Source organism: Cellulomonas persica, assembly GCF_007989825.1.
GTDB classification, from domain to species: Bacteria; Actinomycetota; Actinomycetes; order Actinomycetales; family Cellulomonadaceae; genus Cellulomonas; species Cellulomonas persica.
On record NZ_BJUA01000006.1, the window covers coordinates 187,950 to 203,834 of the forward strand.

The 15,885-nt window shown below is 74.7% G+C and carries 11 protein-coding genes; 3 read left to right on the forward strand and 8 right to left on the reverse strand.

From position 1 onward, the window contains the following. Positions 1-16 precede the first annotated feature (16 nt). The gene (locus CPE01_RS07900) at positions 17-1,864 is read left to right on the forward strand and encodes a helicase HerA-like domain-containing protein (protein ID WP_146806101.1); all 1,848 of its coding nucleotides are present in this window, start codon (positions 17-19) and stop codon (positions 1,862-1,864) included. 14 nt (positions 1,865-1,878) lie between these two features. Here the strand turns inward: CPE01_RS07900 and CPE01_RS07905 are convergent, their stop codons facing one another. The 4 genes from CPE01_RS07905 to CPE01_RS07920 form a co-directional block, all read right to left on the reverse strand. Continuing rightward, on the reverse strand, positions 1,879-2,598 hold the full coding sequence (locus CPE01_RS07905; protein WP_281285109.1) for a metal-dependent transcriptional regulator: 720 nt from the start codon (positions 2,596-2,598) through the stop codon (positions 1,879-1,881). Positions 2,599-2,640: 42 nt separating this feature from the next. Further along, positions 2,641-4,224, reverse strand: coding sequence for a D-alanyl-D-alanine carboxypeptidase family protein (locus CPE01_RS07910; protein ID WP_146806102.1), 1,584 nt, complete (start codon positions 4,222-4,224; stop codon positions 2,641-2,643). Positions 4,225-4,335: 111 nt separating this feature from the next. Next, positions 4,336-5,652 (reverse strand): metallophosphoesterase family protein, encoded by a 1,317-nt coding sequence (locus CPE01_RS07915; protein ID WP_246783806.1) that lies wholly within the window; start codon positions 5,650-5,652, stop codon positions 4,336-4,338. A 698-nt stretch (positions 5,653-6,350) separates the two neighbouring features. After that, positions 6,351-8,189, reverse strand: a complete 1,839-nt coding sequence (locus CPE01_RS07920) for a hypothetical protein (protein WP_146806103.1) — start codon at positions 8,187-8,189, stop codon at positions 6,351-6,353. A gap of 142 nt (positions 8,190-8,331) precedes the next feature. Between CPE01_RS07920 and CPE01_RS07925 the strand changes: the two genes are divergently transcribed. Next, complete coding sequence (locus CPE01_RS07925) at positions 8,332-9,378, forward strand: glutathione S-transferase family protein (protein ID WP_146806104.1); 1,047 nt, start codon at positions 8,332-8,334, stop codon at positions 9,376-9,378. Positions 9,379-9,381: 3 nt separating this feature from the next. On the opposite strand, the gene CPE01_RS07930 is transcribed toward CPE01_RS07925, so the two are convergent. After that, complete coding sequence (locus tag CPE01_RS07930; RefSeq protein ID WP_146806105.1) at positions 9,382-10,014, reverse strand: CYTH domain-containing protein; 633 nt, start codon at positions 10,012-10,014, stop codon at positions 9,382-9,384. 70 nt (positions 10,015-10,084) lie between these two features. Between CPE01_RS07930 and CPE01_RS07935 the strand changes: the two genes are divergently transcribed. Further along, positions 10,085-11,914 (forward strand): alpha/beta hydrolase, encoded by a 1,830-nt coding sequence (locus CPE01_RS07935; protein ID WP_146806106.1) that lies wholly within the window; start codon positions 10,085-10,087, stop codon positions 11,912-11,914. A 3-nt stretch (positions 11,915-11,917) separates the two neighbouring features. Here CPE01_RS07935 and CPE01_RS07940 read toward each other — a convergent pair whose 3' ends face one another. Genes CPE01_RS07940 through CPE01_RS07950 form a run of 3 tightly spaced genes read right to left on the reverse strand, consistent with a single transcriptional unit; the run spans position 11,918 to position 15,814 of the window. Beyond that, complete coding sequence (locus tag CPE01_RS07940) at positions 11,918-13,609, reverse strand: ABC transporter ATP-binding protein (protein ID WP_146806107.1); 1,692 nt, start codon at positions 13,607-13,609, stop codon at positions 11,918-11,920. Further along, positions 13,606-14,715 (reverse strand): ABC transporter permease, encoded by a 1,110-nt coding sequence (locus tag CPE01_RS07945; RefSeq protein WP_146806108.1) that lies wholly within the window; start codon positions 14,713-14,715, stop codon positions 13,606-13,608. Before CPE01_RS07945 ends, CPE01_RS07940 begins: the two co-directional genes overlap by 4 nt. A 1-nt stretch (position 14,716) precedes the next feature. Continuing rightward, entirely contained in the window at positions 14,717-15,814 is a 1,098-nt protein-coding gene (locus CPE01_RS07950; protein WP_146806109.1) for an ABC transporter permease, read from the reverse strand. Positions 15,815-15,885: the final 71 nt, after the last annotated feature.

A 15,885-nucleotide genomic window follows, 5' to 3' on the forward strand; every position in this document is an offset into this window, starting at 1 on the left:
GTCCTAGGATCGCGCCATGGCTGACAGCGAGGTCACCCCCACGCCGGACCCCGAGCTCGCGGCGCTGCGCGCCGCAGCGGCGCAGGCAGCCGCGGAGGCGGCCGCCGCCAAGGCCGCAGCGGCGCAGGCGGCGCTCGAGGCCGCGGAGGCCGCGGCAGCCGCCCGGCCGACGGGCGCACCGGCCGCCAGCGCGCCGGCCGACGCCACGGCGACGACTCCCCCGGTCACGGCGCCCGCTGCACCCTCCGAGCCGCCCGCTCACCCGGGGGCCGGCGCCGGTGCCCCGGCGCTGTCCGAGCACGCCGCGCAGGTGCAGGCGGGCTACACGTTCAGCGGCGCGACGCTCCCGCTCGGTGCGTTCGTGGAGGACGACGTGGCCGTGCCCGCGGTGCAGGTCGGCCTGCCGCTCGCGATGCTCAACCGGCACGGCCTCGTCGCCGGCGCGACCGGCACCGGGAAGACCAAGACGCTGCAGGTGATGACCGAGGGCCTGTCAGCGGCCGGCGTGCCGGTGTTCGTCGCGGACATCAAGGGCGACCTGTCGGGGCTGAGCGTCCCCGGGGGCTCGTCGGACAAGCTCGCGTCCCGCACCGCGAGCATCGGGCAGGAGTGGGTCGCGACGGCCTCCCCCGTCGAGTTCCTCAGCCTGGGCGGCGTGGGCACCGGGGTGCCCGTGCGCACGACCGTCACGGACTTCGGCCCGCTGCTGCTGGCCAAGGTGCTCGGGCTGAACGCGACCCAGGAGTCGAGCCTCGGCCTGATCATGCACTGGGCCGACGCGCAAGGGCTCGCGCTGCTCGACCTCAAGGACCTGCAGTCGACGATCGCGTTCCTCGTGAGCGACGAGGGCAAGGCCGAGCTCAAGGGCATCGGCGGGCTGTCCGCCGCGACCGCGGGCGTGATCCTGCGCGAGATCGTCACGCTGCAGGCGCAGGGAGCGGACGCGTTCTTCGGCGAGCCCGCGTTCGAGGTCGCCGAGCTGCTGCGGACCACGCCCGACGGCCGCGGCCTGGTCACCGCGCTCGAGCTGCCCGGCGTGCAGGACCGGCCCGCGCTGTTCTCGACGTTCCTCATGTGGCTGCTCGCGGAGCTGTTCCAGGAGCTGCCGGAGGTCGGCGACCCCGACAAGCCGCGGCTCGTGTTCTTCTTCGACGAGGCGCACCTGCTGTTCCACGACGCGTCGTCGGACTTCCTCACGCAGGTCACCCAGACCGTGCGCCTCATCCGGTCCAAGGGTGTGGGCGTGTTCTTCGTGACGCAGAGCCCCAAGGACGTCCCTGCCGACGTGCTCGCCCAGCTCGGCAGCCGGGTGCAGCACGCGCTGCGCGCCTACACGCCCGACGACGCCAAGGCGCTGCGCGCGGCGGCACGCACGTTCCCGACCTCTCCGTACGACCTCGAGGAGCTGCTGACGACGCTCGGCACGGGCGAGGCCGTCGTCACGGTCCTCGGGGAGAAGGGCGTGCCGACGCCCGTGGCCTGGACGCGTCTGCGCGCGCCGCAGTCGTCGATGGACCCGGTCCCCACCGCGGACCTCGCGGCCGCGGTCGCGGCGAGCCCGCTGACTCCGCGCTACGCCGAGGCGGTCGACCGCGAGTCCGCGTACGAGCTGCTGACCGCGCGGGCGGAGCGCACCGCGGCCGAACGGGTCGCCGCGGAGAAGGCCGCCGAGGAGGCCGCGCAGGCCACGGCGCACGCGCAGGAGGCCGAGAAGCTCGCACGGCAGCGCGAGAAGGAGGCACAGGCCGCGGCGAAGAAGACCAAGCAGCGCACGAGCGGCGCGTTCGACTCGCTGCTGCGCTCGGTCGGCACGCAGCTCGGCCGCGAGATCACCCGCTCGGTGTTCGGCACCCGGCGGCGCTGAGCCGACCGGTCCCGTCAGGCCGCGGTGTGCGGGACCAGCCAGATCGCGTGCGCCGCGACCTGACCGAGGTCGAGCGCGCGGCCCGCGACGTCCACCGCGATCGTGCCGACCGCGTCCCGCCGCGACCCGACCGTCACGCGCGTGTCGAGGCCGATGCCGACCTCGTCGAGGTAGCGCAGCAGGTCGGGGTCCGCGTCGCTGATGCGCGCGACGGTCCAGGCCCCCGGTGCGACGTCCCACATGGGGGTCGCGTCGGGTGCCTCGAGGCGGCCGTCCGGGCCGGGGATCGGGTCACCGTGCGGGTCGCGCACCGGGTGGCCCAGGTGCTCCGCGATCCGTTCGACGAACACGTCGCTGACCGCGTGCTCGAGCACCTCCGCCTCGTCGTGCACCTCGTCCCACCCGTAGCCCAGGACCTCGACGAGGAACGTCTCGACGAGCCGGTGGCGCCGCACCATCGCGAGCGCGTGCCGGCGACCCTCGTCGGTCAGGCCGACCGCACCGTAGGGCTCGTGCGTGACCAGACCCTGGTCCGCGAGCCGTCGGACGGTCTCCGAGACCGTGGACGCCCCCACGCCGAGGCGTGACGCGAGCAGCTTCGTCGTGACGGGGCGCTCCGCCCACTCCGTCGCGGACCACACGACCTTGAGGTAGTCCTGCGCGACGGGGGTCAGCGCAGGGGTCGGCTCGCGCGTGGGTTCGCTCGCGGGCTCGTTCGTCGGGTCGCTGGTCAGGCCGGGCACGACGACCAGGCTAGGCCAGCGCCCGGCGCGCGGTCAGGAACCGTCCACGCTCCAGTGCCACGGCTCACCCGGCAGGTTCTGCAGGCCGTAGTCCCCCGCGTGCTCGACGAGCCAGTCCCAGGCGGGCGTGCCGGTGCGGATCAGGCGGCCGTGCTCGGTCAGGTCCAGCGCCAGCCCCCACTCGTGACGCGAGTGGCCCGGCACCGCGGTCGGCGGGCGGCACACGACCGCGCCGCCGCCGGCCGGGCGGCAGTTGCGCGCACGCGCGGCCTGCTGCTGCTCGCGGCTGCGCCAGCCGGAGGCACCGAGCTCGACGCCCGCGGCGCGAGCCTGTGTGATCAGCGCGTCGACCGCGTCCGCCAGGCACGCGTGCACGCGCACACCGTGGCTCGTCAGCACGGTGCTCTCGAGCGGGACCGGCGCGTCGACCAGCGAGCAGTCCACCGGGACCTCGCTGCTGACGACCACGTCGGCCGGCACGTCGACGCGCCACAGCTCCTGCCCGTTGCCCGCCGTGAGCAGCGCACCCGCGGGGTCGAGGCGCAGCGCGCTGCCGGGCGACGCCTGCGAGTCCGGCGCGGGCGTGCCCCACAGCGCACGGCCGTCCGCGGCGAGCAGGACGAGGCGTCCGTCGCTGCGGACGCGCAACGACGCGTCCGGCCCGGGGGTCTCGGGCGCCTGCCAGACCACGGTGTCGTCGTACCGCAGCGCGAGCTCGTCCTCGGTGAGCGTCAGCCGCACGTGGCCGTCCGGGCCGTCGAGGTGCCCGCCGGTCGGGAGCACGCCGTCGACCTCGAGACTCGCCGCGCCGAGCCCTGTCCCGGAGCTCCACACCGCCGAGCCGTCGGGTGCGAGCAGCACCAGGTCGCCGTCGTCCTGCAGGACCAGGGTCGACCCGGGCACCGCCGGGCGGTGCGTGCGCCACACCACCGCGCCGTCGTCGTCCTTCACGACGAGCACGCCCGCGTCGTCGAGCGTCAGCGCCGCACCCTCGCCCTCGGTGCCCGCGGCCCAGCGCGGCAGCGAGTCCGGCCCCAGCAGCACGACGTTGCCCGTCCGGCGCACGACCAGCACGTGCCGCCCGTCGGGCGAGGTCAGCGGCTGGCCGGGCACGACCGACCCGCCCGCGACGAGCGTGCTCGCGCGCTGCGAGGTCCCGGTCGCCCAGACCGTCGCGCCCGCGGCGTCGAGCAGCACGAGGTCGCCGTCGTCGCGCACCTCGAGGCGGGCACCGACGACCTGCACGCCCTCCTGCTCGTCGGGCGTCCACAGCGTGCGTCCGCTCGGGGCGACCAGCCGCAGCCGGCCCGCCTCGTCGAGCTCGAGCTCCGCGCCGCGCGTGCCGCCGTCGACCGTCCAGACGACGTCGCCACCCGGTCCGTACAGCGACACGCGACCCGAGCGCTGCACGACGAGGACGGTCGTACCACCGAGCGAGACGAGCGACTCGCGCGCGCCCAGCCTCTCGCCCGTGACCAGGTGGTCCGTGTCCGCCGCGGCCCGTGCCGGGACGGTGAGCACCACGGTGGCCAGCAGCGCGACGAGCCCGAGCAGGGCGCTCGCGAGCGCGGCGGTCACCCTCGACCGTCGCGGCAGGGCCTGGTGCCGCTGTGCCATCGCCCCACGGTAAGCCCGCTGCCGCGGGCTGGCACGGGTGAACCCTGCGCCGGGTGCGCGCTCCGCGACGAGGTGTGGTGCCCGACCGGCGTCCGCGCCGGGTGGCTGCGCTCAGGCGGGGCGGGTGCCGCCGAACGGTCCGGCCCAGCTCTGGTCGGGCAGCACGATCGCGGGCCAGGGACGGCGCGCCTGCACGGTGGCCTTCGCGTCGGGCGTGATCCGCACGACCTGGTAGTCGACCATGAGGCGCGTCGCCGGGTCCCAGCGCAGCACCGTCATCTCGGCCGTGCCGTTCAGCGGCCCGACCGTCGCCTCACCCAGCGTCGCACCGGCCGTGCTCGAGCTCAGGTAGCGGATGCCCAGGCCCACCTGGCGCGGGTCGGTGCGTCGGTGCAGGTGACCCGACACCTGCGCGGGGACGCACCCGCTCTCGAGAGCGGGCTCGCCGACGGCCGGCGTGTGGATGAGCAGCAGGTCGACGCCGCCCTCGTCGCACGCGGTCCGGCCGAGCCGCGCGCCCGCGTCCACCGCGCTCTCCCCCAGCGACGCCGTGCCGGCACCCGCGCGCGTCTCGTTGGGGTCCGAGTCGCCGAGGATGCGCAGGCCGTCGACCTCGACGACCTTGCCGGAGAGCACGCGCGCGCCCGCGTCGGCGTACGCGGCGGCGGACGACGCGGAGTCGTGGTTGCCCGGCGAGACCACCAGGTGGACGCCGTCCGGCACGGCCGAGGCGAACGTCGACGTGCAGTACTGCTCGACCGCGGTGCCGTTCATCGTGGTGTCGCCCGCGTCGAGCACGATCGACGCGCCGGACCGCTCGGCGAGCGTCGTGATGAGCGGGGCCATGCCGACGTTGCAGTGCAGGTCGGAGACGACGACCAGGACGACGAGGTCCTCCTCGGGCGTCGTGGGCGTCGGCGACGGCGTCGGGGCGGTCGGGCTGCTCGTCGCGCCGGTGGGGTCGCCGGACGGGTCACCCGCTGCCTCGTCGTCCTGCTGGTCGCCCTGCTGGTCGTCCTGCTGCCCGTCCGGCTGGACGTCCTGCTGCTGATCCTGCTGCTGATCCTGCTGACCGTCGGACCGGTCGTCGTCCGCGTCGGCCCCGCCGCCGGCCTGCGCGTCGCCCTGCTCACCGGACTGCTCGCCGGACTGCTCATCCGGCTGCTCGTCGTCCTGGCCGCCCGACGTCTCGTCGTCCTGGCCGCCCGACGACGGCGACAGCTGGTCGTCGCGCGCCTGCTGCGCGCGTGCCTGCAGCGCCTCGATCTCGGCCCGCTCGTCCCACGCGGCGGCGAGCGAGGCGTCGGCGCGCTCGTAGAACTCCTGGTTCGTGCGGTACGCCGCGAGCACCTTGGCGCCGTACGTGTCGATGACACCACCCAGCCGCCCGGTGACCCGCGCGCCCTCGAGCGCGGTGCCGTCGAACACGTGCGAGACCGGCCGGGGACACCTCCGCCCCGCCCGACGGTCCCGTGCTGGACGTGCCGACCGTTGCGACCAGCACCACGATCGCCGTGCCCGCCGCGATGCGGGCGCGGTGCGCACCCCACGAGCGCGCGAGCTCGCCGCGACGCGTCGCCCCGAGCGCGACCCGCCCGAGCCACCACAGGGCGACCATCGCGACGAACAGCACGGTCGCGCGCCGCAACGCGTCGCGGACGAGTCCCTGGGTGACGTCGGCGATCGTCGTCTGGGGAGCTGAGAAGAACTGCACGTACCGCTGCAGGTCGCCCGACAGCGCCTGCAGGGTCGTGGCGTCGTCGACCTCGGTCAGCGACGCGGGGATCTCCTGCACGGTGACGTGCGTGCCCAGGCTCAGCGGCAGCGGCGAGTCGACCTCGAGCGTGCCGAGCGGGCCGAGGTCCACGACGACGAGGCCGTCGGTGGTCACGGCGTACTCCGCGAGGTGCGGACCGAAACCGCCCTCGGTGCGGGCCGTCGTCACACCGACCGCGAGCGAGGCCAGCAGCGCGGCGAGCACGAGAGCAGCGCGGACGAGCCAGCGCGCGCGGTCGCGGCGCGTCGCGTCGGTCTGCTCGGTCATCGTCACGAGCCTAGACGCGCGCGGAAGGACACCCGTCACGGGCGACCCGCGCGGCGACGCCCTCCCACGGTTCGACGGCGCCTCACTGGTAGGTCACCAGGTCCGGCACGGGGTCCACCTGGAACGTCTGCTCGGGCGACAGCGTCGGCGAGTCCTCGTCGACGAAGTTCTTCCAGCCCCAGTGCACGGCCGGCGCCCCCGCGCGCAGCGTGTTCCACGTCCCGCGCTTGGCCGGCTGCGTCCCCTGGCCGTCGACGTGGATGACCGTCGCGAGCTCGTCGTGGGACGTGTCGAGCCGGTCGCGGTCGCGGATCATCGACAGCGAGAACTGGTGCAGCACGAACATCTTCTGCGGCAGGTGCCGTGCGGCGGTCAGGTCGGCGAGCCACCGGGACACCGCGTTGACCTCGTCGACGTCGACCGACCCGATCTGCTCGAGGTGCACCTGGTCGGACGCGAGCCGCCACTCGGGGTCGAGCGCGAGGCCCACGTGCGGGAGCTCGAGCAGCTCGGTGTACTCCTTGGCCTGCGTGAGGAAGTCGTCGCGGCCCGGCTGCAGGTCGATGACGACCGCGAGGCCCGCCTCCTGCGCCGCGTCGACGAGCGGGCGCAGCTCGGCGACCGACCGCCGACGCGAGTAGCTGCCGTCGTCCTCGGGTGCGGCGGACGCGATCGTCGCGATGAGCTCGACCGCGGGGACCACCGTGGCGTCGGTGAGCGGCCGGTACACGCGCGCGAGCCGCTGCGCGCGGCTCACCGTCGCGGGGACGTCCTGCTCGCCGAGCACGCCGAGCGCCTTCGACCCGGGCGTCCCGTACAACGCGACGTACCGCTTGTGCGGGACGCCCTCCTGCTCCGGGAACACGAGCTGTCCGCCGCCCGGGGCGAGCACGCCCGTCGCGGCGGTCGCGACGCGCGTCTCGAGCTGCTCGGCGGGCCCGAACGCCGCGCCGAGCGCGACCACGTGCGCGGGCGCGGCCTCGGCGACCGCCTCGACCGTGGCCGTCGTGGCCCGCGGGTCTCCTCCGGGCACCGCGACGAGCGGCACGCGCGCCGCGCGCAGCGTCGCGAGCGCCGCGGGCGTGTCCGCACCCGCGCCCGTCAGGCCGACGAGGCCCGGCACCGCATCGGGCAGCCGTGTCGGGGGCAGCGCAGGGCTTCCCGTGGACCGCGTCGGGCCGGGTCCCGTGGCCGCCGCGGGGGTGGCGGTGGGGCGCGTCGGTGCGGACGCCGTCGTCGTCGGGAGTGTCGAGGTGGGCGTGGTCCCGGCGGACGTCGGAGCGGGCGTCGGGGAGGCCTCGGGCGTCGGCAGCGCACCGGGGACGACGAGCGTGGGGACCGGCCGGGAGCCGAGGCCCGCGACCGCCACGGCGGCGTCGTCGACCGCGCGCGCGGGGCCGAGCTCGACGCCCAGCGCCGCCCCGAGCTCGTCCGGCCCCGCCCCGGCGGGCACCGGCACGACGCGCGCCGCGGACGGCGCGACGGACCGCGCAGCGTCCCCGACGACGAGCACCGCCCGCACCCCCAGACGCTCGAGCTCGTCCGTGACGACGCGGTCCGCCCGCGCGGTCGACGTGAGCAGCAGCGGCGCCCCGACAGCGACCGCCGCGCTGGCCCCCGTGAGCACCGCGGCCTCGTCGTCGGCCGGCGCGAGCACGGCGACGGGCGCCGTCGCGAACACCGCGGCCGACGCCTCGAGTGCCGCGCCGGGCGCGTCGGGTGCCGCCAGCACCGTCGCGGCGGCGCTCGGCTGCTGCAGCACCGCGACGGCGGGCTCGGGCGTCGGGCTCGGAGTCGCGAACGCACTCGTCGTGCCGGTCGCGGTCCCGTGCGCGACGGGCTCCCGCTCGTCCGGCCGGGCGACGACGAGCAGGGCCCCGACGAGCACCACGACCAGCACGGTCGTGACGATCCCGAGCACAGCGCGTCCTCGCCGCACGTCGCCCCCTGAGGTCGGTGACAGGTCGGGACACTCTACGTGCGGCCCCCTGTCCCAGGTTCCAGGCCCCGGCGTCCCCGCGGTCTGACCTGCCCTCGGGCCGGGGACGGGGCATGATCGGGCGATGAGCCCGACCGCCGCCGACGCCCACGACCGCCCGGGTGTGTACTCCCAGCCGGGGACCGAGTACCAGCGGGACACCCGCTACATCCAGACCCGGATCACCGCCGACGGCCGCGACGGCTACCCCGTCGAGCCCGGCCGGTACCGCCTCGTCGTCGCGCGCGCGTGCCCGTGGGCGAACCGCGCGATCATCGTGCGCCGCCTGCTCGGGCTCGAGCCCGTGCTGTCGATGGGGGTGTGCGGCCCGACCCACGACGAGCGGTCGTGGACGTTCGACCTCGACCCGGGCGGCGTCGACCCGGTCCTGGGCATCCCCCGGATCCGCGACGCGTACCTCGCGCGGTTCCCCGACTACCCGCGTGGGATCACGGTGCCCGCGATCGTCGACGTCCCGACCGGTGCGGTGGTCACCAACGACTTCGCGCAGATCACGCTCGACCTGTCGACGCAGTGGACCGCCCACCACCGCCCGGGTGCGCCGGACCTGTACCCCGAGCACCTGCGCGGCGAGATCGACGAGGTCGCCGACCTGGTCTATCGCGACGTCAACAACGGCGTGTACCGGTGCGGCTTCGCGGGCACGCAGGACGCGTACGACACCGCGTTCCGGCGCCTGTTCGACCGGCTCGACTGGCTGAGCGAGCGCCTCGCGACGCGCCGCTTCCTCGTCGGCGACAGCATCACCGAGGCGGACGTGCGGCTCTTCACGACGCTCGTGCGGTTCGACGCCGTCTATCACGGGCACTTCAAGACGAACCGCAGCACGCTTGCGCAGATGCCGGTGCTGTGGGCGTACGCGCGGGACCTGTTCCAGACGCCGGGCTTCGGCGACACGGTCGACTTCACGCACATCAAGGCGCACTACTACCTCGTGCACCGCGACCTGAACCCGAGTGGGATCGTGCCCGGGGGCCCCGACCTGACAGGCTGGTGGACCGCGCACGGGCGCGAGGAGCTCGGGGGCCGGCCGTTCGGCGACGGCACGCCGCCGGGTCCCGTGCCCGAGGGTGAGCGGGTGCCCGAGGGGCACGGCGCGCCCCGCGGCTGAGCGCTAGTCCTCGTCGGCGCGGCGCGTGCGGCCCAGGCCGGACAGGAACCGCGGGCCCGTGCGCTCGAGCTCCGCGACGTACGCGTCCCCCCACGTCCCGTACGGTGCACGCGCGAGCGCGTCGTTGGCGAAGCGCGGGTCGTCGGTCACCTCGGTGACGCAGAACGACGGGACGACGAGGTCCGTCACCGGTCCGCCGCGCTCGACCTCGGCGACGACGAGCGGGGCGTTGCCGCCCGCGAACACGTCGACCACCCAGCCGTCGTCGCCCAACCACACCGAGTGCCGGGACTTGGCGATGCGCTGCCCGCCGCGCCGCACGAGCTGGATCCCGACCGCGACGTCGAGCTCGCGCTCGGCCTCGTAGCGCGTGCCCGAGTTCATCGGCCCCTTCACGGTGACCGCGCAGAAGTCGAACCGGTCCTCGTACTCCTCGAGCGCCTCGAGCGGCGTCAGCGCCGGGTCGAGCGCGGGCGCGCCGGGCGTCTGCACACGCACGCGCAACGCGTAGCCCTCGTCGGCCAGGTAGTACGACTGGACGATCGTCGCGGGCGCCTCGTCGAGCAGGTCGACGGGCAGGTCCCGCACCCAGAACCGACGCTCGAACTCGAAGTCGCCATATCCGGTGTCGCTCACGCCCCCACGCTAGGGTCACAGCGGGTGAGCGCGACGGTTGCCGCGCCGCGACGCGACCTCGGAGGCCGTCATGACCATTCCGATCCGGCCAGCCACGTCGGCCCCGCCCGCGCGCGGCGCCACCGAGCCCGCGCTCCCCGATCCGCCCGCCATCGGCGCAGCCGCGCCCGACGCAGCCGTCGACCCCCGGCCCTCGCTCGGGCGGCGTGTGCTCGCGGCGTTCGCGCGGTGGCCGCGCCGCCTGTCCGGACCCGGCCTCGCGGGCGCGCTGCTGTTCTTCGCGATCTCGCTCGGGCCCGCGCTCGTCCCTCGCGCGGCGCTCTACCAGGGTGCGGTCGCGGGCATCTGCGCCGCGATCGGGTACGGGCTCGGCGCGCTGCTCGCGTGGGTCGTGCGCACGGCCGGCGTGCCGTGGTCGCGGGCCGGCAGCCGGTGGTTCCGCCGCGTCCTGCTGATCGCGGCTCTCGTCGTCGTGCCCGCCGCGCTCTGGTGGAACAACACGTGGCAGGACGACCTGCTCGAGCTGTTCGGCGAGCCGCCCGCGCAGTCGTCGCACCCGTTCGTCGTGCTCGGTCTCGCGGTCGTCCTCGCGGTCCTGCTGCTGCAGGTCGCGCGCGGGTTGCGGCGCGTGACGCAGTGGGTCGGCCGGCTCGTGCGGCGACTCGTCGGCCGCTGGGTCCCGGTGCCGGTGACGCGGCTCGTCGCGATCGCGCTCGTCGCGTGGCTCACGGTCGTCGTGCTCGACGGCACGGTCGTGCGCGGCGGGCTCGCGGCGCTCAACGGCGTCTACTCGACGCTCGACACCGGGACCGCCGACGGCGTCGAGCAGCCCGACGACCCGCTGCGCAGCGGCTCGCCGCAGTCGCTGGCCGCCTGGGACGAGCTCGGGCTGCAGGGCCGTACCTTCGTGGCGGGCCGCCGCCCGGCCGCGCACTTCGAGGAGGTCGCACAGCGCACCGGACGCACCGAACCGCTGCAGGACCCGATCCGCGTGTACGCGGGCCTGTCCGCCGGTGACACGCTCGACGAGGTCGCACAGGTCGTCGTCGCCGAGCTCGACCGCACGCGCGCGTGGGACCGCTCGGTGCTCGCAGTCGTCACGGCGACCGGGACGGGCTGGGTCGACCCGTCGATGTCGGACTCGCTCGAGCTGCTGTGGGGCGGGGACACCGCGATCGCGTCGATGCAGTACTCGTACCTGCCGTCGTGGGTGAGCTTCGTCGGCGACCGCTCGACCCCGCCCGCCGCGGGCAAGGCGCTGTTCGAGGCGGTCTACGAGCGCTGGTCGCAGCTGCCGCAGGACGACCGGCCGCTGCTCTACGTCGCGGGGATCTCGCTGGGCTCCTACGGGAGCCAGGGTGCGTTCTCGTCCGTGCAGGACGTGGTCGCCCGCACCGACGGCGCGCTGTGGGTCGGCACACCCGGGTTCACCGAGCTCTGGCGTGAGCTGACCGACGACCGCGACCCGGGTTCCCCCGAGATCACGCCGGTGCTGGACGGCGGGCAGACCGTGCGGTGGGCCAACCGCCCGGCCGACGGGACCGACCGCCAGCTCTGGGCCCTCGGGGACGCGTGGGAGCGGCCGCGCGTCGTCTACGACCAGCACGCGTCCGACGGCGTCACCTGGTGGTCGCCGCGCCTGGTGCTCAACAAGCCCGACTGGCTGAGCGAGCCGCGCGGCTCGGACGTGCTGCCCTCGACGCGCTGGGTCCCGATCATCACGTTCTGGCAGACGACGATCGACCTGTTCGTCGCCGGCAGCGCGCCGCCCGGCCACGGGCACAACTACCACACGGAGTACGCGGACGGCTGGTCCGCGATCGCCCCGCCGGACGGCTGGGACGCCGACGACACCGCTGTGCTGCGCGAGGTCGTCGGCCTCGTCCCGTCCGTCGCGTGAGCCTCAGGCGCCCCGGAGCCCGTCCCACCTCGCGCGCCGTGCCGCCTGCTCGACCGGGTCGGGCACGGGCAGCGACGCGAGCAGCCGTTGCGTGTACGGGTGCTGCGGTGCGCCGAGCACCTCGTCGCCCGTGCCCTCCTCGACGAGCACACCGCGGTGCAGCACCGCGATCCGGTCCGCGAGCATGTCGACGACCGCGAGGTCGTGGCTGATAAACAGGCACGCGAAGCCGAGCTCGACCTGCAGCCGCGCGAACAGGTCCAGCACACGCGCCTGCACGGAGACGTCGAGCGCGGAGGTCGGCTCGTCCGCGATCAGCAGCTCGGGGTCGAGCGCGAGCGCACGCGCGAGCGACGCGCGCTGACGCTGCCCGCCCGACAGCTCGTGCGGGAACCGATCGCCGTACGCGCGCGGCAGCTGGACCGCCTCGAGCAGCTCGTCGACCCGCGGCCGTGCGTCCTGCGGCGAGTCCGCGACGCCGTGCACGACGAGCGGCTCGGCGACGCACTGCGCGATCGTCAGGAGCGGGTTGAAGCTCGTCGCAGGGTCCTGGAAGACGAAGCCGATGCGCTTGCGGACCGGGCGGAACCGCCGTTCCCGCACACCGTTCATCTCGACCCCGAGCACCTCGAGCGACCCACCCGTGACGTGCGTGAGTCCAGCGATCGCCCGGCCGATGGTGGTCTTCCCGCTGCCGGACTCCCCCACCAGCCCGAGCACCTCGCCCGGTGCGATGTGCAGGTCGACCCCCGCCACCGCGGTGAAGCCCGGCTTGCGCAGGCGGCCGGGGTAGGTGACCTCGAGCCCACGAGCGCGCACGACCGGGCCTGCCTCAGGGTCGACCGGGCGCGACGTGAGCGTGGGCGCGCCCCGCTCGCGCAGCCGCACGCCGCCCACGCGCGGGACCGCGTCGAGCAGCCGGCGCGTGTACGGGTGCTGCGGCGAGGCGAACAGCGTGCGGACGTCCGCCTGCTCGACGATCTCGCCGTCGTACATCACCGCGACGCGGTCCGCGAGGTCCGCGACGACGCCCATGTTGTGCGTGATGAGCACGATCGCGGCGCCGAACTCCTGCGGCAGGATCCGCAGCAGGTCGAGGATCTCGGCCTGGACGGTCACGTCGAGGGCGGTCGTCGGCTCGTCCGCGATCACGAGGCCCGGGTTGAGCACGAGGGCCTGGGCGATCACGATGCGCTGCTTCTGCCCGCCCGAGAACTGGTGCGGGTAGTGGTCGACCCGGTGCTCGGGGTCGGGGATGCCGACCCGGCGCAGCACGTCGATCGCCTGCTCGCGGGCCTGCTCACGCGTCAGCCGCGCGTGCGCGCGCAGGCCTTCCGCGATCTGCCACCCCACCGGGAACACGGGGTTGAGCACGGATGACGGCTCCTGGAACACCATCGCGGCGTCGCGTCCGCGCAGCCGGCGCAGCGCGGACGACGAGACCGTGGTGACGTCCTGCACGTCGCTGCCGTCGCGTCCGGAGAGCAGCACCGCACCGCTCGTGCGCGCGGTCTCGGGCAGCAGCCCGAGGACCGAGCGCGCGGTCACGGTCTTGCCCGAGCCGGACTCGCCCACGATCGCGAGCACCTCGCCCGCCGCGACCTGCAGGCTCACGCCCTTGACCGCGGCCACCGCGCCGGCGTCGGTGTCGAACGTGACCTTCAGGTCACGGATCTCGACGACAGGTGTGCTCATCGGTCCTCCTCCGGCCCGGAGACGGGTTCGCTCTCGGGCAGGATCTCGGGCGGTGCGCCCTCGAGCGCGTCCAGCCCGTCGACGCCCTCGGGTCCGGCGGCGAGCACGCCACCCGGCACGACGCTCGTCGTGCCGACCTCGCCCGCGACCAGCGCGGCCCGACGCCTCGTGCGCAGGCGCGGGTCGGCGAGGTCGTTGAGCGACTCGCCGACGAGCGTCACGCCGAGCGCGGTGAGCACGATCGCGACACCGGGCGGGATCGCGGTCCACCAGATGCCGCTCGTGACGTCCGCGAGCGCCTTGTGCAGGTCGTAGCCCCAGTCCCCCGCGGCGGTCGGCTCGATGCCGAAGCCCAGGAAGCCCAGCCCCGCGAGCGTCAGCACGGCCTCGCACGCGTTGAGCGTGACGATCAGCGGCAGCGTGCGGACCGCGTTGCGCAGCACGTGGCGCGTCATGATCCGCACGTGCCCGGCTCCCACGACGCGCGCTGACTCGACGAACGCCTCGCCCTTGACGCGCACGACCTCGGCCCGCACCACGCGGAAGTACTGCGGGATGAACACGACGGTGATCGAGATGGCGGTGGCCATGACGCCGCCCCACATCGAGGACTGACCGCCGCTGATGACGATGGCCGCGAGGATCGCGAGCAGCAGGGACGGGAACGCGTAGATCGCGTCCGCGACGACGACGAGCACCCGGTCGAGCCAGCCCCCGAAGTACCCGGAGAGCAGACCCAGCGTCACGCCGATCACGATCGACAGGATCACGCCGATGACGATCGTGTAGAGCGCCGTCCTGGCGCCCCAGATCACGCGGGACAGGACGTCGTAGCCGGCCACGGTCGTGCCGAGCAGGTGGTCCGAGCTCGGTTCGACGTGCGAGCCGAACAGCTCACCGTCGGCGCGCAGCTGCGCCCACCCGTAGGGAGCGAGCAGCGGGGCGAGGACCGCCGTCAGGACGAAGACCGCGGTCAGCACCAGCCCCGCGACGAGCATGCCGCGCTGCAGCCCGACGCTCGTGCGCAGCTGGTGCACGACGGGCAGGCGCTTCCAGCGCGGCGCGTGCTCGGGCAGCGTCCCGGTCGGGGTCGTGTCGGTCGCCATGTCAGAACCTCACCCGGGGGTCGACGAGCGCCGCGATGACGTCGACGACGAAGTTGGTCAGCGCGACGATGACCGCGAGCAGCGCGACCATGCCCTGGACGGCCACGTAGTCCCGCGCGAGCAGGTACTGCACGAGCTGGAACCCGAGGCCCTTCCACTCGAACGTGGTCTCGGTGAGCACCGCGCCCGCGAGCAGCATCGCGATCTGCAGACCGATCACGGTGATGATCGGCACGAGCGCGGGGCGCCACGCGTGCTTGCGCAGCAGCCGGCGTTCGGGCACGCCGCGCGAGCGCGCGGCCTCGACGTAGCCGGTCGCGAGCGAGCCGATCACGTTGGTGCGCACGAGGCGCAGGAACACCCCCGCCGTGAGCAGGCCCAACGCGACCGCAGGCAGCACCGCGTGCTGCAGGACGTCGACGACGACGTCGCCGTCACCCGTGCTGATCGCGTCGATCAGGTAGATCCCGGTGTCCGACCCCTTGCGCTGCATCTGGATCTCCGCGCCCGTCGACGCGCGACCGGCGACCGGCAGCCAGCCGAGCCAGACGGAGAAGACGAGCTTGAGCAGCATCCCGGCGAAGAACACGGGGGTCGCGTACGCGACCACCGCCGAGACGCGCAGCGTCGCGTCGACGCCACGGTCACGCCGCGCCGCGGCGAGCCGGCCGAGCGGGATGCCGACGACGAACGCGACGAGCAGCGCGTACATCGCGAGCTCGAGGGTCGCGGTCCCGTAGGTCAGCAGCACCTCGGTGACGGGTCGGTTGTCGGAGATCGTCGTGCCGAAGTCACCGCGCAGGATCCCGCCGAGGTAGTCGAGGTACTGCTGGATCAGCGGCCGGTCGTACCCCGCCTCGTGGATCCGCTCGGCGAGCTGCTCCGGCGTGAGACGGCCGCCGAGCGCCGCGGTGATCGGGTCGCCGGTCGACCTCATCATCACGAAGACCGTCGTGACCAGGATGAGAATCGTCGGGAAGATGAGCAGGAACCGGACCAGCAGGTACCGGCCGAGCCCGCCGCCCGGGCGTCGTCGGCCGGGCGTGGTCGCGGACGGGGCGGGCGCGGTGCCCGTCTCGTCCGTCGTGATCGTGGTCATGGGGTGTCCCGGGGTGAGGCGTCGAGGTGGGCGCGGGCGACGGCCCGCCCCGCGAGGTGCGGGGCGGGCCG